This is a genomic window from Niveibacterium sp. COAC-50, assembly GCF_013184235.1.
Lineage (GTDB): Bacteria > Pseudomonadota > Gammaproteobacteria > Burkholderiales > Rhodocyclaceae > Niveibacterium > Niveibacterium microcysteis.
This window is the reverse complement of sequence record NZ_JABCJM010000002.1, coordinates 291,826-314,032: the sequence shown is the minus strand read 5'-3', so window position 1 is coordinate 314,032 and position 22,207 is coordinate 291,826. Positions and strand designations below refer to the sequence as shown.

The window sequence follows — 22,207 nt, the reverse complement described above, 5'->3', positions numbered from 1 at the left end:
CGGGCCGTGCTTCAGCGTGCCAGCCGGTACATCGCCATGCTGGCGAGGAAGTTGGCCTCTTCGGCCACGGGTTTATCTTCGTCGAACGCGGCGCGCTCAAGGATGCGGATGCCGCGCTGCTCGCACAGCGCCTCGAAATCCGCGATCGTGAAGAAGCGGACGTTCGGCGTGTCGTACCACTCGTAGGGCAAGGTCTCGGAGACCGGCATGCGGCCGTTGAGGATCGCCTGCCGGTGCTTCCAGTAACCGAAGTTCGGGAAGCTCACCACCGCTTCGCGGCCGACGCGCAGCATCTCGTCGAGGATCTTCTCGGTGTGGTGCACCGCCTGCAGCGACAGGCTCATGATCACGTGATCGAACTGGCCGTCGTTGAAATCGGTAAGGCCCTTCTCAAGGTCGATCTGCAACACATTCACGCCGTTGCGGATGCAGGCCACGACGCGGTCAGGGTCCGCTTCCACGCCGTAACCCTTGATGCCCCGGGTGTCACGCAGGAAGGCGAGCAGGCTGCCGTCGCCGCAGCCGAGGTCCAATGCGGTATCGCCGGGCTGCACCCAGCGCGCGATCACTTCAAAGTCGAAACGGGTAGACATCTCAAACTCCAATGCCGTCGAACCACGCGCGCAACACCGCGTGGTACTGCGGATCGTCGAGCAGGAAGGAGTCATGGCCGGCCGTGCTTTCCAGCTCGGCGTAGCTGACCTTGAGGCCGTTCTGGATCAGCGCGAACACCAGCTCGCGCGAGCGCTCCGGCGAGAAGCGCCAGTCGGTCGAGAACGAGGCGACGAAGAAGTCGGCCTTGGCACGCGCGAGCGCGGCGGCCAGGTCGCCGTCGTAGTCGAAGGCCGGGTCGAAGTAGTCGAGCGCCTTGGTCGCCAGCAGATAGGTGTTGGCGTCAAAGTAACCGGCGAACTTGTCGCCCTGATAGCGCAGGTAGGACTCGATCTCGAACTCCACGTCCCAGTGGTACTTGTGCTCGCCGTGGCGCAGCTTGCGGCCGAATTTCTCGCCCATCGCGTCGTCCGACAGATAGGTGATGTGGCCGACCATGCGCGCGAGCTTGAGGCCATTTACCGGCACCACGCCGTGCTCGTAGTAGTGGCCGCCGTGGAATTGCGGGTCGGACTTGATCGCCTGCCGCGCGACTTCGTTGAATGCGATGTTCTGCGCCGAGAGTTTCGGCGCCGCGGCGATGATCGCAGCGTGCCGCACGCGGTCCGGGAAGGCCAGCGTCCACTCCAGCGCCTGCATGCCGCCGAGGCTGCCACCCAGCACGGCCGCGAAGCGTTCGATCCCCAGCAGATCGGCCAGCCGGGCCTGTGCCGCGACCCAGTCTTCCACCGTCACGAAGGGGAAGTCCGCGCCCCAGGGCTTGCCAGTGGCTGGGTTGATCGAGGTCGGGCCGGTCGAGCCATAGCAGCCGCCCAGGTTGTTCACCCCGATCACGAAGAACTTGTTGGTATCCAGCGGCTTGCCGGGGCCGACGAGGTTGTCCCACCAGCCCACGCTCTTGGGCTTGCCGGCGTAGGTGCCCGCCACATGGTGCGAGCCTGACAGCGCGTGGCAGACCAGCACCGCGTTGTCGCGCTGGGCGTTAAGGGTGCCGTAGGTCTCGTAGACGAGATCGTAGGCCGGCAGCACCGCGCCGCTTTTCAGCGTGAGCGGCTCTGCGAAATGCGCCGTCTGCGGCGAGACGACGCCAACGGATCCGGAAGAAGTCATGGTTGCCCGTCAGAAAAACAAAAACCCGACCGGCTCTCGGAGAGCAAACGGTCGGGCTGCCCTCGCTTTAGCCGGATTTGTATTGCGCCCGCAAGCTGTAGATCAAATCGGCGCAGTGGCAGGAAACTAACGCGGGGGCGGCTGGAAGTCAAACCGCCGCATCAAGGCAGGAAAGAAAACGGTGGGCCGCCGCATGTGGGCGGCCCGCCGTCAGGAGCGTCTCTCCCGGTCCGCTCAAAGCCTGAACTTGGATACCGCTGCGCGGAGTTCTGCCGCCATCGATTCGAGGTCGTTCACCGAGCCGGCGCTGCGGGTGATCGCCGCATTGGTCGAATCGCTCATCTGCGCGATCCGCTCGATGTGCTCGGCAATCGCATGGCTGGCCGCGCTTTGTTCGTTGTAGGTCTCGACCAACTCGGCGACTTCGTGGCGGGTCGTATCGGCCCCGCTCTTGAGCGAGCCGAGGGCCGGGCCGAGGCGGCTGATCGCTTCGACTGACGAATTCGCCTGGGTGGCCGATGCGCGCATCACGCGGGCGACGCTTTCGGTCTCACCGTGGATCGCGCCTAGCGCGGTCATGATCTCGCTGGTTGCCTTGCCGGTCTTCTCGGCCAGCTTGCGTACCTCGTCCGCCACCACCGCGAAGCCGCGGCCCTGTTCGCCAGCGCGTGCCGCTTCGATTGCAGCGTTGAGCGCGAGCAGGTTGGTCTGGTCGGCGATCTCCTTGATGATGCCGGCGATGCCGCTGATGCGGGTGGAGTGTTCTTCAAGGCGGCCGATGTTCGACGCTGCGGTATTGACCGACTCGGCAACGCGGCCGACTTCGTCGCTTGCGGCGTCGGCCAGCACCGAGCCTTCTTCCGACATGCGGTGGGCGTTCTGGGCTTCTTCGCGCACACGTGCGGCGCGCTCGGCGACGTGGTCGAGGCCGGCGGTCATCTCCTGCACGGCGGCGGCGATGCCGGCGGCGGCTTCGCTCTGCTGTGCGGCACTGCCTTCGATCTCGTGATAGGCACCATTCAGGTGCTGGGCGGCGCCGGCGATATTGGCGCTCGATTGCTCGATTGCACCGATCATCGCGCGCAGCTGCTGCTGCATCGCGTCAAGCGCGGTCAGCAGCTTGCCGGTCTCGTCGTTGCGCTCGACGCGGATCTCGGTGCTCAGGTCGCCGTCGGCAATCTTCTCGGCCAGCTTGACCGATTGCCCGAGCGGTTTGGTTACCGACCGGATGATCGAGAACGACAGGGCCGCCGCGGCGATGAGGCCGACCAGCGCGATCGCCATCGTGGTGTTCTTGATCTTGCTGGCAGTGGCGGCCACGACGGCATTGGAGTTCTCGGTCTCCTTCACCTGCATCTTCAGCAGGGCGGTGAGGGCATCGATCGCCTGCTCGAACGCGGGCAAAGCGTTGGAGCGGAATTCGGACACTGCCTGCATCCGGTCGCCCTCGCCGTACATCTTGATCATCTTGTCGCGCGACTCGGTGAAGTCCTTGTAGCTGGTCTGGAAGGCCTTGATCTGCTTCTTCGCTGCCGGGTCGGTCATGGTTTTGAAGGCGGCCTGGAGCCCCTTCAGCGCCTCGGCGTCGAGCTGGCGCATGGCCTCGAAGTGCTCTTCGGCGGTCTTGACGTACTGTGTCTCCATTGCCAGCACGATGCGCATCCGGCTGCGGTGCAGCGTATCGAGCGACACGCCCAGCTGCGACATCGGCACCGTGTGCGTGACGTACGCCGCCTCGATCTTGTCGGTAGCGCTGGACAGGCCATTGCGCCCGATCACGACGACGACCACGACGAGCGCAAGCAGAAAGCTCGAAAGCAGAACCAGTCTTGAAGAGATCCGCAGGTTCTTGAACATGTTTTTATTGGCTCCGGGAGGTGGACTGGCAAGTGACAAGTACGTTATCGGTCGGAATCGGGCCAACTTGAGCAATCCGGGCTAAGTCCTGGCCGCGCTGGCTGGGGCGTTCGGGGCAAATTTCCCATGCCCGCGCGGGCTGAGCTGGTTCGACCGAAAAACATGACGGTTGCGTGATGCTCACCTATAACGACTACTCGTTCCAAAAGAGTTGTCGTCCCACGCCGGGGGGCGGACGTGGAGGCTCATATGTCTGCACTGCAGAATCTGATCGGCCAATCCGAGGTCTTCCTGCATGCGCTGCGCCTGATCGAGCGCCTGGCGCGTTTCGACGCGCCCGTGCTGATCACCGGTGAAACAGGCACCGGCAAGGAAGTCGCGGCGCGGGCAATCCATTACCTGTCGGCGCGGCGCGAGGCGCCCTTTGTGCCGCTCAACTGCGGCGCCTTGCCCGATGCGCTGATAGAAAGCGAGCTGTTCGGCGCAGAGCGGGGCGCCTATACCGATGCACGGCAGACGCGCGGCGGCCTCATCGAAGCGGCCGATGGCGGCACGCTGTTCCTCGACGAGCTGGATGCGCTGCCGCCGCGCGCTCAGGTTTCGCTATTGCGCTTTCTGCAGGACCAGAGCTATCGCCCGCTTGGCTGCAGCCGCGAACGGGCGGCGAACGTACGTGTGGTGGCCGCGTCCAGCCCGCGGCTGACGGCGCTGATCGAAGCCGGGAGCTTTCGCCCGGACCTGGCCTGGCGCCTCAATGTGCTGGCGATCGAGCTGCCGCCGCTGCGCGAACGGCCGGGCGACGCCAGCCTGCTGGCCGAGCACTTCCTTGTTCGCTACGCCCGGCGCTATGGCCTCGGTCCCTGCTCGCTCGACCCGGCGAGCCTGCAATGGCTTGAGACCCATCTCTGGCCCGGCAATGTGCGCGAACTGGACAACCTGGTCCACCGCAGCCTGTTGCTGTGCGAGGGCGGCGTGCTCCGACTGGGTGGCCAGTCCGCCCCGGTGCCGCGACCGTCCGCATCCGGCCCGCTGTCATTCAACGAAGCGCGTGCGGCGGCGATCGAGCGCTTCGAGCGGCAGTACCTCGAAAACCTGATGCGCGAAGCCGGCGGCAACGTCAGCCTGGCGGCGCGGATCGCAGGCAAGGAACGCCGCTGCCTCGGCAAGATGTTGAAGAAGTACGGCCTTGACCGCGGCGCCGTGGCCTCGACACCCGCGACTGGGTCATTCCAGACCCACCCGGGTGAAATCGCACCCGCCCCGCGCGAACGCCGCTCCCCGGCGCGGCGGCATCTGCCGGTCGCATTCGAGCGGCGCAGCTTGAACTCCTGAGGCCGGCGCCGGACGGCCAGGGGGTGGGTCGCCAGCCACCCGGCCGTTCGGCGCAGCCGCATCCCGGCAGCAATCAATCCCCATTCAAATCAGTCGCTTGCGTTTAGTCGCAGGAGCTGGCACGCCATTCGCATAAGCGGGCTGTTGCGCCTGATGGAGGTTGGCGTGTGTCCAGCCAGCGATTCGCATGTGGGTCGGGTCGTCGAAGCGATCGAGAGCTACCTCTCCGCGCACCCCGGGGCTGCGGATAGCGAGCTGGGCATTGCCGAATGGTGGCTGCCCACCGAGGGGGTCGATGCCGATCCGCGCGACGTGGCGGCGGCACTTGATTGGCTGGTGGCGCACGCACGGGTTGAACGTCAGACCTTGCCCGATGGCCGCGTGATCTTTCGCGTGGCGCGCGAGACAAGTCAGGGGGATCACTGAGTGGCTGGAACCAACGCGATCGCGACTGTCAGCAAGACCCTGCAGGGCCTGCTCGCCGAAGCACGGCCCGCGGCGTTTGCCGAGCTGCCGGTCGCCTTGCTGCGGCCAGCCGACTTCGACAACGCCTACAAGGACGTGAAGGACGCGACCGACGGCGGCTTTGGGCTCTTGCTGCACCGCGTCACGATCAACACCGCGCGGCGTTCGCTGCCGCCGCGCACCGCGCCCGATGGCACGCGCCTGCGGCCCTCGCTGCCGGTGGATCTGCACTACCTGCTGGTGAGCTGGCACAAGGATGTCGAGACCAGCCAGATGATGCTGGGTTGGGCGATGCGGCAGGTCGAGGACGTGCCCTTGCTGCCGGCCAGCCTGCTCAATCACTACGCGCCGGCCAGCGACGTTTTTGCGGACAACGAAGGCGTGGAAGTGGTCTGCGACCCGTTGCAGATCGCCGACTGGCTTGGCTTGTGGGACAAGCTCAAACCGCATCTCGTGATCGGCATGACGTATGTGGCGCGCGCGGTCCTGCTCGACTCCAGCGTGCCGCTGCACAGTTACGCGCCGGTACTCGAACGGGTGTTTCCGGTCGGCGAGGTGACGCCGTGAGCGTGCGCGAGATGGAGCGCCTTCGCCTGCGCCCCGGTGTCGGCCTGCGCCTCGAAGACCCCTTTGGCGGGCCCTTGGGCGAGGGCTTGCAGGCGAGCATCGTGCTTGCCGACAGCGGCCTGCCGCCGGTCTCGCTGCTGCCCACGCCGTCCGGGTACTGGACGGCGCAAGGTCTGCCCGGCCTGCGTGCGTGGGAGGCGGGCGAAGGGGACGACCCGGCGCTGCTTGCGCGGCTGTTCGAGGTGGCGGTCAACGATCCGCGCGGCCGGGTGCTGCCTAGCCGTTTTCGCGTCCGCCTGCCGCAGAACCGGCTCGCCCATCTGGCCTGCCCCGGCGTTGCGCCGGGCGATCCGCCGATCGAGCACTTCCCGATTCCCCTGTTCGCGGCGCCGGCGCGCAGCGTACCGGCCGGCTGGGCCTGTGTTCGTACCAGCGTGCGCGAATTGCCGGTGGCCGACCCTGACAAGGCGCCGCCGGCGGCATGGGCGCTGGTCGATGTCTTTCAGGGCGCGACGCGGCTGGCGACAGGGCTGGCCGACGCGCGCGGCGAGGCGCTGCTTGCTTTCCCTTACCCAGAACCGCCGGATGCGGGCGCCGGTACGCGCAGCGCATTCGATGTGACCTGGCCGCTGACCCTGTCGCTGCGTTATCGCCGGCAGTCCGCGGCGTCGATTCCACTGCTGTGCGATCTGCTCGCTCAGCCTGCCAAGCCCGTTGCCCGTTCCGCCGCCGGCGAGCCGCCGGTTGTCGTTATGGGCGCCGATCTCTCCATCAGCCTGCGCTATGGCCAGCCGCTTGCGGTGGCAACCCCCGGCGCGCGGGCGCTCTTCGTGCAACCCTAGGAGCTCGCCATGCCCGAATATCTCGCACCCGGCGTGTACGTCGAAGAGACGTCCTTCCGTGCCAAATCCATCGAAGGCGTCAGCACCACGACCACCGGTTTCGTCGGCCCCTGCCGCTACGGCCCGATCACACAGCGGCCGGACATCCTGACCGGGCTGGTCGAGTTTGAATACTTCTACGGCGACGGCCGCGCGCTGGCCTTCGACGACAGCGGCACGCCGGTCGGCGGTACCAACTATCTGTGGCATGCCGCGCGCAGCTTCTTCGAGGAAGGCGGCAAGCGCCTCTACATCAGCCGCATCTTCCGCCGCCTCGACGACACCGATCCGGACAACCCGAAGCCCTACGGCCCGCCGCCTGCCACGCTGAGCGACGACGCCGAGGCCGCGCTCGCCGCCGAGGTGGGCGAGACCCAGGGCGATGGCCATGCGCGTGCGCTGTTGGTGTCTGAAGACGCCATCCACGCGCTGGAGATCGTGCGCCAGGTACGTGAGGCGGCCAGCGCTGCAACCAGTGGCGACGGTGCCGCCGCAACCGCCGCTGCGGACGCAGCAGCGGCGGCACTTGCGGAGATCCTTGCCGCCGCACCCTTGCACGACACCGCGAAGGCCGCGAGCGACGCAGCCGCCACCGCCGCCGAAGCGGCCAACGCCGTCCCGGTGGTGCCGGACGATGTGACAGCTGCGGTCACCGCGGCTCGCTCCGCAGCCAACTTGCTGGAAGACCGTGTGCTTGGCGGCGGCCTTGAGTTGCGCGCCCGCTTCCCGGGCCGCGCTGGCAACTTCCGCATCCGCGTGTTCTTCCACTATGGGCAGAACGTGCTCGGGCTGCGCGACGGCGCACCGGGCGTATCCACGCTGCTGCACAACGACCTGGTGCTGATCGACACCGCCGACGGCGAGAACGGGCAACTGCACCGCGCCCGCTGGGATTCGGAAACCCGCACCTGGTCCTTCGAGCCTGCCGACGGCGGAACGCATGTCGAACTTGCCGACCTTGATCCGGACAACACCGATCCGGCCGCGCGCAACCGCGTCCGCGTGCTGACATTGTCGGTCGCGGTGGAGCCGATGGATGGCTCGCGCGGCGCTGAAGTCTGGGAAGGCCTTGCGGCCGATCCGGCGCACACCCGCAGCGGCGCGCCGGATTCGCTCACCGCGCGCTTCCGCGTGCTGCCGGCGGCCGATCCGCAGGCGCGCGAAATTCCGATCGAAGTATTGGCTGGCGAGAACCTTGACGACGCGCTCGCGGTCATCGCTGCGCTGGAAGGCGCGCATGCCGCGGCCAACCCGCTCGGCGCTGGCGTGACCGCCGACCCGACCAACACGCTGGCGAACGCGCTGCGCGCGCCGGATGCCGACGGCGCGCTCGGCAGCATGGAGATTCGCCTGGCTGGCGGCAACGATGGCGCGCCGCTCACCGCCACCGAATACACCGGCCGTGCCGAGCTGACGGATCCGTACAAGACCGGCCTCGCATCGTTCGAAGACATCGAGGACATCTCGATCGTCGCGGCACCGGGCAGCACCTTCGGCTACGAGCTGTCGGACGCATCCCGCAGCAATGCGCAGGCGATCCTCAACACCGTCATCGCACACGCCGCCCGCATGCGTTACCGCATCGCCGTGCTCGACAGCGGCAACGACCAGTCCATCGCCGCCGTGCGGACCATGCGCGCCCGCTTCGATTCGACGTACGCCGCGCTGTACTACCCCTGGGTCAAGGTGCGCGACCCGATCACGCGGCAAGACCTGATGCTGCCGCCCTCGGGATTCGTCGCCGGCATCTACGCGCGCAACGACATCGAACGCGCGGTGTGGAAGGCACCGGCGAACGAAGTGGTGCGCGGCGCGATCGGTTTCGAGCTGATGCTCAACCGCGCGCAGCAAGAGGTGTTGAACCCCGAGGGGATCAATTGCTTCCGCTACTTCGAAGGTCGCGGCATGCGGCTGTGGGGGGCACGCACGATCAGCTCCGACCCCGAGTGGAAGTACGTGAATATCCGCCGCTACTTCTGCTACCTCGAACGCTCGATCGACAAGGGCACGCAGTGGGCGGTGTTCGAGCCGAATGGCGAGCGTCTGTGGGCGAACGTGCGTCGCACGATCGAAGACTTCCTGCTCAACGAATGGCAGTCCGGTGCGCTGCTCGGCGACCGGCCGGAGAAAGCCTACTTCGTGCGCTGCGACCGCTCGACCATGACGCAGAACGATCTCGACAACGGGCGCCTGATCTGCCTGATCGGCGTCGCACCGCTCAAACCCGCCGAATTCGTCATCTTCCGCATCGGGCAGTGGACTGCCGATGCACGTCGCTAACTGGAGACCCCGACCATGGCCGTGCTACGCGATCGCCCCTATGTGCAGTTCAACTTCCTCGTCGACCTCGGTGACGGCAACACCGAGGGGCCGGACGCGGGCTTCCAGGAAGTCTCCGGCATCGGTATGGAAGTCACCGTCGCCGAATACCGCAACGGCAACGAGCGTGAAAACTCGGTGCGCAAGATCACCGGGCTCAACAAGAGCACCGACGTCACCCTGAAGCGCGGCGTCATCGGCTCGCTGCGCCTCTACAACTGGCTCAACGAAATCCGCAACGGCAACCAGAACGCAATGCGCACGGTGACGATCCAGCTACAGAACGAGGATCACACCGAAGTCGTGCAGACCTGGAAGCTGCTGCGCGCCCGCATCATCAAACACACCTCGGGGCCGATGAACGCCAAGGGGACGGATGTGGCGATGGAGGAGTTGGTGCTCGCTTACGAGCGGCTGGAGATGGAGTGAGGGGAGGCATCGTGCTTTTCGCACGGGATGGCCTCGCGCTTGTCGCAGCCGACATGGCGGCGGGCTTAGGTCAGGCTGAGCTTGGCGAAGCCCAACGTGCTTCGTGCAGCTTGCGATTTGTGCTGCGGTTTTGTGTTGGCCTTCCCGTTCAAGCCGGGTCCCGCCCCGGCGGGCGGGGTACTTTCTTTGTGCGAACAAAGAAAGTACCCAAAGAAAGCCGCCCCGCTTCAACGCCCCGCCTGCGGCGGGGTCCCCTGCGCTGCTCGAAGCATCGGGTGGCTGCGGAACTCGCCCTCGCTGCGCTCGGAGCTCGGACAGTCCTCGCCCTCGCTGCGCTCGGAGCTCGGACAGTCCTCGCCACCGCCGCGCTGCGCGCGTCGGAACCCGATGCTTCTGCGCTGCTCGGCGTTTCAGAGGGGGAGGGCAAAGCGTCGACACTTCACCGCTGTCGGATTTCCGTAGCCTGGATGCAGGCGAAAGGCCGGAATCCTGGATCTGAGTATGAGCGACTCGCAGCTGCTCTGGACTCCGCTCCACTCCATCCAGACTGCGAACACGAGACAAGCGTCGCGCCGAAGATGGTTTTGAATTTCGGGTCCCGTCGAGAGCGCCGAACGGACGTGTCGGCCGGCGGGGCTGTCCGGACTCGCTGTTTGAGGCGCGTAGCGCCGAGTTCGCGAGGCCGGCCGACGGGCGATGCCGCAGTGAGGGCAGCCCGTAGGGCCGCGAACGCCGGGTCGCCTTTTCTTGGTTACTTCTTTTGGCGAAGCAAAAGAAGTAACACGCCCGCCGGGGGCGGGACCCCGGCCGAAGCACGGTTGCTAGGCGTCATCCGTCGTTCTGCGCGTTGGGCTTCAATGCCTTCAGCTCAAGCCACGCCAACGCCAACGCGTGACCACGACCGCCAGTGCCAGAACATGCGTCGGAGGCCATGGCGATGAGCCTCCGTCTGCCGGGTCTCGCCTTCGAATCCGCCCCCGTCGCACTCGACGAGCGCCTCCCCCGCATGGACATCGCGCTGTTCGTCGGCTTCGCGCGTCGCGGCCCGATCGATCGGCCGGTGCTGTGCGAGGACTACGCGGCCTTCACTTCGGTGTTCGGCCCGGAGCACGATCTGTTCATCGATGCAGGCAGCGGTGCGCCGGTCACCGCGCAACTTGCGCCGGCGGTGCAGAGCTTCTTTGCCAACGGTGGGCGGCGCTGCTGGGTGGTGCGGGTAGCGCTGCGGCCGGTGACGGCCAAATTGCCGCTGGCGGGCTTGTGGGTCGAGACCAAGCTGGGCTGGCGCGCGGTTCAGGCACGTGCGGCGAGCGGCGGGCGTTGGGGCTTCGGCTTGCGCGCCGGTGTGCGGTTGGAACGCGCGGCGCTGGGCGTGCTGAGCGCGGGCAACCCATGGGATGGGCAGGCGCCGCACCGGATTGCGCTGGACCCGGCGAGCACGGCGCTGCCGGAAGCGGGCGACCTGCTGCGCTTCGTCAGCGATGCGCCCGACGTGGTTGTGGCAACGGATTTCTCGCGGGTCGTCACGTTCCTGCGCGTTGCCAGTGTGCTCAAACGCAACGACGGCCAGCACGGCACGCGTGTCGATGCGCGCATTGCCGAATCCTGGTGGTTCGGCGTACCGAAGGCTATGCCGGCGAGTTTCGACGGCAGCCTTGCGCTGCCGCGAGCAAGGTCGGTGACGGTGCGCTTTGCGGCGGACGATCAGGCGGCGGCGCCGTTGCCGATCGGCCCGGAATGGTGCGGCGTGCTGCGTATCGAATTGCCGGCCACGCTTCGCAGCGCGGATTGGCCGCAGGCGGGTCATCCGCTGCGGCTGCGGGCGGGCGCACGGGTGTTCCTCGCCACGCTGGGCGACTGTGTGCTCGCCGCGCGCGACGCCAGCACCGTCACGCTCAAGGCACAGGTGGCCTTGCTGGAACAACTGCCCGCGCCCTGCGCGCTGAACGACGAGCCGCTCGGCGAACGTCTGCGCATCACGCTGATGAGTGACGACGAACTTGAAGGTGCGCGCACGCTGACCGACATTGGCCTGTGCCCCGGCCATGCGCGCGCCTGGCAGGCGCTGCCGCGCGACGATGCGCGCTGGAGTGCCGACCCGGCCCACGAGGTCGTGATTCCCGCCAAGCACGCGGCACTGTGGGCCGAGGCGCGAACGAATGCGTTCCCGATTGCGGGCCGTGGCTTGGGCGATTGCCTGCCGATCGGTCTTCCATGGGCTGCACCGAGCTGGCTCGACGCGGTGCAGGATGCGCGCAGCAGCATGGCGCGCGACGGGCTGCGCCGCTTGTCGGCGGCGCTGTTCCTCGACCCGCGCCTCGCGGACGCGACGATGCACACCCTCGTTGCCCGCGCCGAGGCCTTGCGCTTCCCCTTCGACCCTGCGCGCATGCCGGCGCGCTCGGTGCGCGGTGTGCATAGCCTGCTCGCGCTGGAAGAGGCCACCTTGCTCGCGGCGCCCGACCTGGCCCTGCCGCCGTGGCGCCCGGCCCACGCGGCTTCATGGCCCGCACCGGCGCCGTCCGACCCGGTTGCGGGCCCGACCGGCCCCTGCGGTGCGGCGCTCCCCTTTGCCGCCTGCGTGCCGGTGCGCGTGGCGCCGCCGCTGCTGACGATAGCGGTTGACGGCGAATCGCGTCTCACCGCGCAGTGGACCGCCGACCCGGTGGCGGATCAATTCATCCTTGAAGGCGCGCGCCATCCGGATTGGCAGGACGCGGTGGTGCTGTACCAGGGCGGCGAAACGCGCTGGTCCTTTGACAGCGAACCCACACCCTGGCGCTACCTGCGGGTGCGCGTCGCGGCGCCGGGCTGCTACAGCGACTGGTCGCTCGGTGCGATCGTGCCGCAGGCGGAAACGGCCGGCTGGGCAGCGCAGCCGGATGCGCCGGAAGGGCTCCGCACCGCGCTGCGCGTGCAGCGCGCGATGTTGCGCATCGTCGCGGCGCGGGCCGACAGCCTTGCTGTGCTCGGTGCGCCCGCCTGGATGGACGACGCCGATGCGCAGCGCCAGATCGCCGCCTTGTCGCGCCACGGCCCGGGCGGCGACGAATCCATGCTGGGTGACGACGAGGTCGCGGCACTGTCCTACGCGGCGATCTACCACCCCTGGCTGCGCCGCCGCCGGGCCGATGGTGTGGTCGCCTTCGCACCGGAAGGGGCGGCCTGCGGGCTGATTGCGCGGCGAGCCTTGTCGCGTGGCGCGTGGATCGCCGCCGCGAACGAAGTGGTGGCCGACGCGATTGGTCTGGAACGCCCGCCCGCCGACCCGCTGCGCCTGTTCGGTGCAGGCGCCAACCTGTGGCGTTACGACGGCCTGCGGGTGCGCTTGATGGGTGCGCGCACGCTGAGTCTCGATCCCGACTGGGTGCCGCTGAATGTGCGCCGCCTGATGAGCCTGCTGCGCCGCCTGCTGATCCGCGAAGGCAACGTATGGGTCTTCGAGCCGAACGGCGCTGCGCTGGAGCGTTCGGTCGAACGCGGCCTCACCGCATGGCTCACGCAACTGCATGCCCGTGGTGCCTTTGCCGGGCGAAAACCGGCCGAGGCGTGGCAGCTCACGCTCAATCCGGGGCAGCAGCGCGACCGCGACGACGGCCGCTTCATCGTGGAGTTGCGCTTTGCACCGGCGACGCCGCTGGAGTTCCTGACCGTGCGCCTCGTCCGAAATGGCGATGCCCTTAGGGTGGAGGCCGGCTGACATGGACAACCCGCGCCCTGAAACCGTCGTGTATCCCTTCACCGCCTTCAACTTTGCGGTCGAGATCAATCGCGCGGGCAGCGCCGAGCGCATGGCCGCAGCGTCCTTCGCCGAGTGCGATGGACTGGAGATCACGATGGAGGCGAAGACGATCCGCGAAGGCGGCGCGAACGGGCAGCTGGTGCGCCTCGCCTCGCCGGTGAGCTACGGCACGCTCACGCTCAAGCGCGGCATGACCGCCAACTTCGATTTGTGGGAATGGGTTGAGCAGACCGTCGAAGACCCGCGTGTGCGCGCCGACTGCGAGGTGGTGATCTTTGCTGCCGACGGAAGCACCGAGCGCGTGCGCTTCCTTGCTGCGCGTTGCCTGCCCGTGAAGCTGAAGGCGCCCGCGCTGAATGCCAAGGACGGCATGGTCGCGGTGGAGGAACTGCAGCTCGCCTACGAAACCCTGTCGCTCAAACCGCCGGGAGGCCGCTGATGCCGGTCGCGATTCCGCTCGAAAAGGCACGCCTGGTCGAACTCGAACCGGACTTCGAAACCGTGAAGTCCGGCGGCCGCAGCGTGTTCGTGCAGTTCAACCCGGAAAGCCTCAAGGTCAGCTTCGCCAACCAGGTGCAGCAGCCACAGGGCGGGGGGGATTCCGGTGCGCCGCCATCGATCCAGTTCGTCGGGGCGGGCACCACCAAGCTCACCGTGCAGCTGTGGTTCGACGCCACCGCGCCGATCGAGGCGCGTGCGCTGCCGCAAGCCGAACGTGGCGCCGGCAAGGTGGACGATGTGCGCAAGCTGACCCAGGAAGTCGCGTGGTTCATCACCCCGCAGCCGGCACCGAAGGACAAGAAGAAGTTCGTGCCGCCGGCGGTGGCCTTCTTCTGGGGCACCTTCCAGTTCAACGGCATGATCGATTCGATGGACGAGTCGCTGGAGTTCTTCGCGCCGGAGGGCAAGCCCCTGCGCGCGCAAGTCTCGCTGGCGATGTCGCAGCCGCGCATCTCGGCCTTCAAGTTCGCGCAGCCGGTCGGGCGCCCCGACGCAGCACCGCGCACACCGCTCACCGGTGGCGGTTCGGGTGCCACCGCGCCGGGCGCAGCCGGTGCCGGCAGCACCGGCCCGGGCGCACAGGCGCTGACCGCCGCACCCACCGGCGCCAGCCTGCAGCAGATGGCCGCCGCGAGCGGGCAGGGCGGCGACTGGCGGGCGATCGCGCAGGCCAATGGCATCGAGAATCCGCGCCTGCTGGCGCCGGGTCAGTTGATCAACCTGAACATCGGGCGGGGCTGAGCGATGCCGATCGTGATCAACGATTTCGAAGTGGTGACGGCGCCCGCACCGTCCGGTGCAGCCAGCGCCGCGCCCGACACACCTGCCGCCGACAGCGCGCCGGCCGCCGACCCGCACACCCTCGCTGCGGTGCTGGCCTGGCTGGCTGCCCGCAGTGACCGGCTCAAGGACGACTGAACATGCCGCCGCCGGAAGCCCTTCGCTCCGCACGCCCGACCGTCGTGATCGATGGCGAGACCTATCCGCAGGTCGCCAGCGGGCTGCGCGAACTCGCGGTGAGCGATAGCGACGCCGGCCTCGCGCATTGCAGCCTGACGCTGGAGAACTGGGGCCCGCGCAACGGCACACCGGACTACCTGTACTTCGACCGCCGCGTGTTCGATTTCGGCAAGCAGCTCGAAATCCGTGTCGGCGACGCGACGCTGTTCCGTGGCCGCATCAGCGCGATCGAGGCTGCGTTTGAAGAGGGCACGCCGCCGGGCATCACGGTGCTCGCTGAAGACCCCCTGCAAAGCCTGCGCATGGCGCGCCGCACGCGGGTGTTCGAGCAGATGAGCGATGCCGATGTGATCCGCCAGATCGCGAACGATCACGGCCTGCAGCCGGAGGTGAATCTCTCCGGCGATACGCATCGCGTGCTCGCGCAGGTGAACGAAACTGACCTGCGCTTCCTGCGCGAACGCGCGCGGCGTGGTGGTTTCGAGATCTGGGTGGACGACCGCTCCCTGCATGCGGCCGAACGCAGCAGCCGGCGCGGTTCGTCGCTCACGCTGACGATCGGTGCGAGCCTGCGCAGCTTCCGTGTCGTTGCGGACCTGGCGCATCAGGTCGGTACGGCGCGTGTGGGCGGCTGGGATGTGTCGGCGAAGGACGCGCTGACCGGCGAGGCGGCGGCCTCGTCGCTGTCGTCCGAGGGCGGCGGCACTCGCGGTGCGGATCTGATTTCGCAGGCACTCGGGGCGCGCACCGAAGTTGTCTCGCATGTGTTCCCCGCCACACAGTCCGAGGCCGACGCGATTGCCCGCGCTTGGCTCGCCGCACGTGCGCGGCGCTTCGTCGTCGCGCATGGTGTGGCCGAAACCACCGCCGATCTGAAGGTCGGCGCGCGGATCGAGATCGCCGAAGTCGGCCCGCTCTTTTCGGGTGCATACGATCTTGTTGGCGTGACGCATCGTTTCGACAATCGGATCGGCTTGCGCAGCGACATCGCGCTGGAGCGCGCATGGATCGGGGACGCGTCATGATGCCGAGCGACGAGCTCCGCACCCGCGCCGCGAGCGGCCTTGGCGGCCCGTGGTACGGCGTTTATCCGGCCCAGGTCACCGACATCAAGGACCCGGACGGCCAGGGCCGCGTTCGCGTGAAGCTGCCCTGGGTGCCGGATTCCGGCAGCGCGCACTACGAGAGCTGGGCGCGCCTGACCACGCTGATGGCCGGCAACAACCGCGGCAGCTGGTTCATCCCGGATGTGGGGGACGAGGTGCTGGTGGCCTTTGTGGGCGGTGATGTACGCCACCCCTGCGTGGTCGGCGCACTGTGGAACGGCAGCGATGCACCGCCGGATTCGATGGACGGTGCCGGCAACAACTACCGCAAGGTGATCCGCTCGCGCAACGGCGTGAAGCTCACACTCGACGATCAGGACGGGCAGGAGAGGTTCATCGTCGAAACCCCGGGCGGCCAGAAGATCACGTTGCAGGACGGCCCTGGCAAGGTCGAGGTGGTCGACTCCAACGGCAACTCGATCAAGCTCGAAACCGCGGGCATCACGATCGAGGCCGCAGCCAAGGTCACCGTCAATGCCGGCGCATCGGTCGAGGTGAATGCCGGCATGGTCACGGTGAATGCCGGCATGTCGCGCTTCTCCGGCGTGGTCCAGTGCGACACGCTGATCTCGAACTCGGTGATCAGCGCTTCTTATACCCCCGGCGCCGGGAATATTTGGTAGCCATGGACCGCGCGCGCTTCCCTCATCACGACAGCGTCTGGCAGGCGCCTGCGCCGCTGTGGGGCGGGGCGCGTGAGCGCACGCTGCGGCCAGCCTTGCTGCGGTTTGCCGACGATGACTTCATGGAGCGCATCGCCGCGATCCTCGCGCAGCCCGATTCGGCGGCGCGTACCGCGGCGCTGGCAGCCTTGCAGGCACGTGGCGAAACCTGGCGCGACGGCATGCCTGCGACACCGAAGCCTGCACCCGCGGCGTCGCCCCTGGCACGACGCATTGCCGCGCGCATTGGCAAGCCGCTACGTCTCAACGTGCAGGCTGAGGCGCGCGAGGTGGCGGCGCCGGTCGAACGGCCGCTGAAACTGTTCCAGCCCGCGCATCAACGTTACTACCTGGTCGGTGCGAGCCTCGTGTGCGGTGTGCCGGGTCTGCCGGATCGCGCGCTCGACAGCGCGAAGAAGGAGGCGGTGCGATTCGTCGTGCGGCGGCTGCTGCCGACCACCGCAAATACCGCAGGTGTTTTCGCGAAGCCGACGCACACCACCTACGACCCGCAACAGTGGCAGGAGTACGCCTGGGTCGGTGCGCGTTGGGTGGCCGCGGCAAGCGACGCGGCGGCGGACGGCGAAGAGATGCTGCCGCTGTTCCCGCTCGCATGGCGCGAGGCGGGCCCCGCCGGCGAGCGGCCGCGCAGGATGTGGGCAGGCCTCGTGCCGGTCGGCAAGCGCGAGGCCTACCTCGGCGGCGCAATCGACGACGCCGCAGCCCCGCCGGCGCCCGACAGCGGCGCGGTGGAGGACGATGACGCGCGCCTCACGCTGCTGCGCAAGACCGTCACCGGCCCCTGGCGGCAGCTGATCGAACAGGGTTGGGCGCACTACAACCGCCATGAACGCATCAGCCCGGTGGCGGTGGATCAGAAATTCCTCGACGACGAAGAGGGGCGTTCGACGCTCGCACGTCGTCGTCTGCGCGAGTCGATGCAGATCGGCGGCTGGTATGTGCTGACCGACTTCGCGGGCTGGCTGGCGGCCGAACTCCCTAACGTGTGGCAGGGAGTGCGCGCACGTGCAGCCGGCACCGCGCTGCCAGCGATGAGCGCGGCGGAGCGCGCCTTCTTCGATGCGCTGGATGCGGCGCAGGTCGGGGGCGGGCTCGCCAACTCGCTCGCCGAGGCGGTGGGCAATGCGTATCAGGCCAACCCGGAGGGGCTCGCCTATGACGCCGGCAAGTCGGTCTCCGAGAACGCCCGGCGCTTGTTCGCAATGCCGTCCTCGCTGTGTGCTGCGCTGGTCGCGGCCGATGCGGCACGCAGCGTGCTGGAAGCGGCATCGGGTGTGTTCGCCTGGACCGGGCTCGCGGCGCGGCGCGGCTGGCCGGGCTTCCTGTATCCGCTCGCCGACGGCGTCGTGCCCACCGATGCGCCATTGCCGATGCCGCTGGTGGAACAGGATGCAGCCTTCCAGATCTCGCCGCTCGAGCGTCGCCATTTCCGCGCGCTCAACCGGCTCGTTGAACTCGCCGCCGCTGCGCTGCCGGCAGCACCCGATCGCGCCAAGCTGCTTAACGTTACCGCGCCGCCGCGGCTCGACGCGGAGAACTGGTTCGTGATCCGCTGCGTGTATCTGAAGCCGGAATGCTTCAAGCACGGTGCGCTGCTCTCGGCACCCACCGAAGCCTTCCAGCTCGCCAGCTTCTTCGACCCCGACGCGCCCGCGCGGCCGATCCGCATTGGCCTGCCGGTCGACACCAGCGCCGCGGGCTTGCGCAAGTTCGACAAGAACACCGCCTTCGTCATGAGCGATCTGCTCTGCGGCCAAGTCGCCCGCGCCAAGGGGCTCGGCCTGATCGATCTCGTGCGCTCGGTGCTGCCGTGGCCGCTGCACAAGGACCTCGATGTCGGCGACATGGGGCCGTGCTCGAAGAACGACCCCAACCAACTCGGCATGATCTGCTCGCTGTCGATTCCGATCATCACGCTGTGCGCATTGATCCTGCTGCTCGTGATGGTCGCGCTGCTGGACATGATCTTTGCGTGGCTGCCGTTCTTTGCGATCTGTTTCCCGATCTTGAAGAAGAAGGGGGGCGGGTCATGATTTTTGGTCTTTTTGCTGGGCGCAACGGTGCCACGGGTAATGGTCGCGTAGCTTGGGCTGAGCTTCGGGAAGCCCAACGTTCTTCGTGCGGCTTGCGATTGGCCGTGTCGCGTTGCGGTCGTTTGTCCGCTGAAGCCGGGTCCCGCCCCGGCGGGCGGGGTACTTTCTTTGTGCGAACAAAGAAAGTACCCAAAGAAAGTCGCCCCGCTTCAACGCCCCGCCTGCGGCGGGGTCCCCTGCGCTGCTCGAAACATCGGGTGGCTGCGGAACTCGCCCTCGCTGCGCTCGGTGCTCGGACAGTCCTCGCCACCGCCGCACTGCGTGCGTCGGAACCCGATGCTTCTGTGCTGCTCGGCGTTTCAGAGGGGGATGGAAAAGCGTCGACGTTTCGTCGCTGCCTGAATCTCGCAGCCCCGATGCAGGCGATAGGCCGGACTTCGCGAACTGCGCCTGAACCATTTGGGGCCACGTCGGAATTCGCTTCGCGCCATCTAGGCGACGAAGAACACATGAGCGTCGTTCAAGCGATGGTTTTGACTTTCGGGTCCCGTCGAGAGCGCCGAGTAGCGGAGCGCGACCGGGAAGAAGGCCGAGGACTGTCTGAGCACCGAGCGCAGCGAGTGCGAGTTCCGCAGGCCCCCGGTCGTGCGAGCAACGCAGGGAAGTCAGGCACGCCGTGCCTGACCGCGACCGCCGGGTCGCCTTTTCTTGGTTACTTCTTTTGGCGAAGCAAAAGAAGTAACACGCCCGCCGGGGGCGGGACCCCGGCCAACGCGCGGCTGAGCCACGACACCGTGTATCGCATGCCGCACACGGTAGCCGAAGTTGCTGTGCTTCACAGCGCGCGGTTCAACGCGCAGTTGAGTGCTGGCTGCGAACGCGAGACAGAAGTAGAGGCCAGACCATGAACGCTGACCACCTCCTCGGCCGCAGCCTGGCCTGGCCGCTCACGATCACCCCTGACGGGCGACTCGCCCGCTCGTCGGGCGAGGACAACATCCGCGAGAACGTGCGCCTGATCCTTGCCACCAACCGCGGCGAGCGCGTCGGCGTGCCGGAGTTCGGCGCCGGGCTCGAGCAGTTCCTGTTCGAGCCGAACACGATTACCACCCACCAGCTGATCCGCGGCCGCGTCGAGCAATCGCTGGCGCGATGGGAGCCGCGTATCCGCGTATCGCAGGTCGATGTCGATGTGCTGCCGGACGATCCGTTTGCGGCGCGCGTCACGATCACCTACAGCCTTGTTGCGACCGGCCGGCAGGAACGGGTCGGTCTGACGCTCACGCTCGGAGGCAGCTGATGCCGATCGAACTGCCCAAGCTCGACGACCGCGCATTCCGCGATATCGCCGATGAGGCGATCGCACGGATACCGTCGCACACACCGGAGTGGACCAACTTCAACGAGGCCGATCCGGGGGTCACGCTACTGGAGCTCTTCGCCTTCATGGCGGAGAACATGCTCTACCGCGCGAACCAGATTCCGGAGCGCAATCGCCTCAAGTTCCTGCAGCTGCTCGGGGTGCCGCTGTTGCCGGCGCAGCCGGCACGTGGCGTGGTGGCGTTCGACAATGCGCGCGGCCCGCTTGCGACACTCACGCTCAATCGCGGCGAACCGCTGCGCGCTGGTAGCCTGCCCTTCCGCACTACACAGGGGCTGGATGTGCTGCCGGTCGAATCCGCGCTGGTGTTCAAGCGCACACTCGCCGCGCCTGACGCGATGACGCTCGCCGCGTATCAGGATCTCTACGCCAGCTTCTCGTCGGGTGGCGCCGCGCCGGAGCTGAGCCTGTACGAGACCGTGGATCTGGCGAGCGCGCCCGGCACCGAGATCGGCGAAACCGAAGGCCAGTGCTTCTGGCTTGCACTCCTGCGCCGCAGCGCCGACCGCAATGCCACGCGCGAAGACGTCCGCGCCGCGATCGCCAGCAAGGTGCTGACGATTTGCATGGTGCTCGCGCCCGAACCCGCGACCACACGACGACTCGCCGCCGGCGAGGGCGTCACGCACAAGCCCCCGCAGCTGGTGGTGGAGATCGCTGCGGCCGATCACCTTGGCCCGCCACCGGATCGCCTCGCCAGCTGGCGCAGCCTGCCGCTGCGCATGAGCGGCGATGGCGAGGTCGAACCGCTGCGCCTGGATGTGGAACTGCCGGCTGCCGAAGGGCTGCTGACTTTTGATGATGTCGACCCGCTTGAAGCGGGCTCGGGCGAACTGCCGCCGCTGTTCGAAGATCCGCAGACCGATGCGCGTGTGGCGCTGTGGCTGCGTATCCGGCCGGAAGGCGATCTGGGCGGTGCGCGTCTTGCGCCGCTGTGGGCCGGCATCAACGCCTGCGCCGTTGAACAGCGCGACCTGGTGCGCAACGAGGTGATCGGGCTTGGCAGCGGTGCGCCGGATCAGCAGTTCCGCTTCGCGCGGGGGCCTATCGTCACCGGCAGCGTGCAGGTCTCGGTCGCCGGCACACCGTGGGCCGCGACCGACGAGCTGTACGCCGCGTCACCCGAGATCGCGCTGCGCGACGCGCGCTTGCCACAGAGCCTGCAACCCGCTGGCGGCGGCGAGCTGAGCCGCGTGTTCGCGGTGGATGCGGAGGCTGGCCTGCTGAAATTCGGCGACGGTCTGCGCGGTGCGCGGCCGCCTTTCGATGCAACGATCCTCGTCGACTACGACATCACCCAGGGCGCCGAAGGCAACGTCGCCGCGGGTGCGGTGAAGCTGGGGCCACGCCTGCCCGCAGGGCTCAGCGTTGCGAATCCGATTGCCACCTGGGGTGGGCGCAATGCGGAGTCGGCGGATGAGGGCGAGCGCAGCATCCAGGCCTGGCTGCGGCATCGCGACCGCGCGGTGACGGCGGAAGATTTCCGCGACCTCGCGCTGCGTACGCCCAGTGTGCGGCTCGCACGCGTGGAAGTGCTGAGTGCCTTCAAGGCGGATGTGGGCACGCAGGCGGGGGCCGTCACCGTGATGGTGGTGCCGGCCAGCGACCCGAAACACCCGGCCGCGCCGCGGCCCGATCCGGTGGTGCTGCGCGCGGTGTGCGAATGGCTTGATCCGCGCCGCCTCGTCACCACCGATGTCTACGTCACCGGCCCGCGCTATCGCGGCCTGTGGATCGCGGTCGGGCTCGAACCCGATCCCGGTGTCGCGTTGGCCGAGCTGCGGCCGCGGGTGCGGGCCGCGCTGCTCGCCTTCCTGTCGCCGCTGCCGCTTGCCGACGCCAGCACGCGGCCAGGCGGCATCGACGACATCACGCCCGGCGGCTGGCCGCTGCGTGCGCCAGTGATCGCTGCACAGCTACTTGCAGTGGTCGCGCGGGTGCCCGGTGTGCGGCTGGTGAACGACCTGCTGCTGGGCGAGGAATCGTCTTCCGGCCCGCAACCGACCGAGCGCATCGCATTCGCCGATCTCGATCAGCCAGAACTGCTGGGCCTGCTGGTCGAAGCACGCGACTTCGCACCCGGCGAGAACCCGCTGGTTGGCTTGCGCGATGCGACCTTGGGCCGTGCAGGCAGCGCCAGCGGCGATCGCCGCCTGCCGGTGCCTTTCATTCCGGATCAGTGCTAAGGACCATGATGCCCCCACGCTCAAATTATTCGCGCAGGGCCGG

General features: G+C 67.8%; 18 protein-coding genes. 15 read left to right on the top strand and 3 right to left on the bottom strand.

The genetic code is table 11. The annotated features are described in order from the left end of the window. Positions 1-11: 11 nt before the first annotated feature. The 3 genes from metW to HH302_RS08870 all read right to left on the bottom strand — a co-directional run bounded on the left by metW (position 12) and on the right by HH302_RS08870 (position 3,579). On the bottom strand, positions 12-593 hold the full coding sequence (gene metW, locus HH302_RS08880) for a methionine biosynthesis protein MetW (protein WP_172201425.1): 582 nt from the start codon (positions 591-593) through the stop codon (positions 12-14). A 1-nt stretch (position 594) separates the two neighbouring features. After that, on the bottom strand, positions 595-1,722 hold the full coding sequence (locus tag HH302_RS08875) for a homoserine O-acetyltransferase (protein WP_172201424.1): 1,128 nt from the start codon (positions 1,720-1,722) through the stop codon (positions 595-597). 234 nt (positions 1,723-1,956) lie between these two features. Continuing rightward, positions 1,957-3,579: a methyl-accepting chemotaxis protein gene (locus HH302_RS08870; RefSeq protein WP_172201423.1), complete on the bottom strand. Its 1,623-nt coding sequence runs from the start codon at positions 3,577-3,579 to the stop codon at positions 1,957-1,959. A gap of 249 nt (positions 3,580-3,828) precedes the next feature. Here HH302_RS08870 and HH302_RS08865 point away from each other — a divergent pair, with 249 nt between their 5' ends. The 15 genes from HH302_RS08865 to HH302_RS08790 all read left to right on the top strand — a co-directional run bounded on the left by HH302_RS08865 (position 3,829) and on the right by HH302_RS08790 (position 22,164). Then, positions 3,829-4,911: a sigma-54-dependent Fis family transcriptional regulator gene (locus tag HH302_RS08865; protein ID WP_172201422.1), complete on the top strand. Its 1,083-nt coding sequence runs from the start codon at positions 3,829-3,831 to the stop codon at positions 4,909-4,911. Positions 4,912-5,076: 165 nt separating this feature from the next. Then, a complete protein-coding gene (locus HH302_RS08860; protein WP_172201421.1) occupies positions 5,077-5,337 on the top strand; it encodes a hypothetical protein in 261 nt (86 codons plus the stop codon). Next, the gene (locus tag HH302_RS08855; RefSeq protein ID WP_172201420.1) at positions 5,338-5,943 is read left to right on the top strand and encodes a DUF4255 domain-containing protein; all 606 of its coding nucleotides are present in this window, start codon (positions 5,338-5,340) and stop codon (positions 5,941-5,943) included. After that, positions 5,940-6,785: a hypothetical protein gene (locus tag HH302_RS08850; RefSeq protein ID WP_172201419.1), complete on the top strand. Its 846-nt coding sequence runs from the start codon at positions 5,940-5,942 to the stop codon at positions 6,783-6,785. The genes HH302_RS08855 and HH302_RS08850 overlap by 4 nt, the downstream gene beginning before the upstream one ends. Before the next feature lie 9 nt (positions 6,786-6,794). Continuing rightward, positions 6,795-9,104, top strand: a complete 2,310-nt coding sequence (locus HH302_RS22460) for a phage tail sheath subtilisin-like domain-containing protein (RefSeq protein WP_253946078.1) — start codon at positions 6,795-6,797, stop codon at positions 9,102-9,104. A gap of 15 nt (positions 9,105-9,119) precedes the next feature. Then, positions 9,120-9,572, top strand: coding sequence for a phage tail protein (locus tag HH302_RS08835; protein ID WP_172201417.1), 453 nt, complete (start codon positions 9,120-9,122; stop codon positions 9,570-9,572). 937 nt (positions 9,573-10,509) lie between these two features. After that, entirely contained in the window at positions 10,510-13,272 is a 2,763-nt protein-coding gene (locus HH302_RS08830) for a phage tail sheath family protein (RefSeq protein ID WP_172201415.1), read from the top strand. A gap of 1 nt (position 13,273) precedes the next feature. After that, complete coding sequence (locus tag HH302_RS08825) at positions 13,274-13,753, top strand: phage tail protein (protein ID WP_172201414.1); 480 nt, start codon at positions 13,274-13,276, stop codon at positions 13,751-13,753. Next, the gene (locus HH302_RS08820; RefSeq protein WP_172201412.1) at positions 13,753-14,556 is read left to right on the top strand and encodes a peptidoglycan-binding protein; all 804 of its coding nucleotides are present in this window, start codon (positions 13,753-13,755) and stop codon (positions 14,554-14,556) included. Before HH302_RS08825 ends, HH302_RS08820 begins: the two co-directional genes overlap by 1 nt. A gap of 3 nt (positions 14,557-14,559) precedes the next feature. After that, complete coding sequence (locus HH302_RS08815; protein ID WP_172201410.1) at positions 14,560-14,733, top strand: hypothetical protein; 174 nt, start codon at positions 14,560-14,562, stop codon at positions 14,731-14,733. Between the two features lie 2 nt (positions 14,734-14,735). After that, complete coding sequence (locus HH302_RS08810; protein ID WP_172201408.1) at positions 14,736-15,800, top strand: phage late control D family protein; 1,065 nt, start codon at positions 14,736-14,738, stop codon at positions 15,798-15,800. Beyond that, a complete protein-coding gene (locus HH302_RS08805; protein ID WP_216661845.1) occupies positions 15,779-16,504 on the top strand; it encodes a phage baseplate assembly protein V in 726 nt (241 codons plus the stop codon). Before HH302_RS08810 ends, HH302_RS08805 begins: the two co-directional genes overlap by 22 nt. Before the next feature lie 2 nt (positions 16,505-16,506). Beyond that, positions 16,507-18,597: a hypothetical protein gene (locus tag HH302_RS08800; protein WP_172201406.1), complete on the top strand. Its 2,091-nt coding sequence runs from the start codon at positions 16,507-16,509 to the stop codon at positions 18,595-18,597. Between the two features lie 904 nt (positions 18,598-19,501). Continuing rightward, on the top strand, positions 19,502-19,897 hold the full coding sequence (locus HH302_RS08795) for a GPW/gp25 family protein (RefSeq protein ID WP_172201404.1): 396 nt from the start codon (positions 19,502-19,504) through the stop codon (positions 19,895-19,897). Then, complete coding sequence (locus HH302_RS08790; RefSeq protein ID WP_172201402.1) at positions 19,897-22,164, top strand: baseplate J/gp47 family protein; 2,268 nt, start codon at positions 19,897-19,899, stop codon at positions 22,162-22,164. Before HH302_RS08795 ends, HH302_RS08790 begins: the two co-directional genes overlap by 1 nt. Positions 22,165-22,207: the final 43 nt, after the last annotated feature.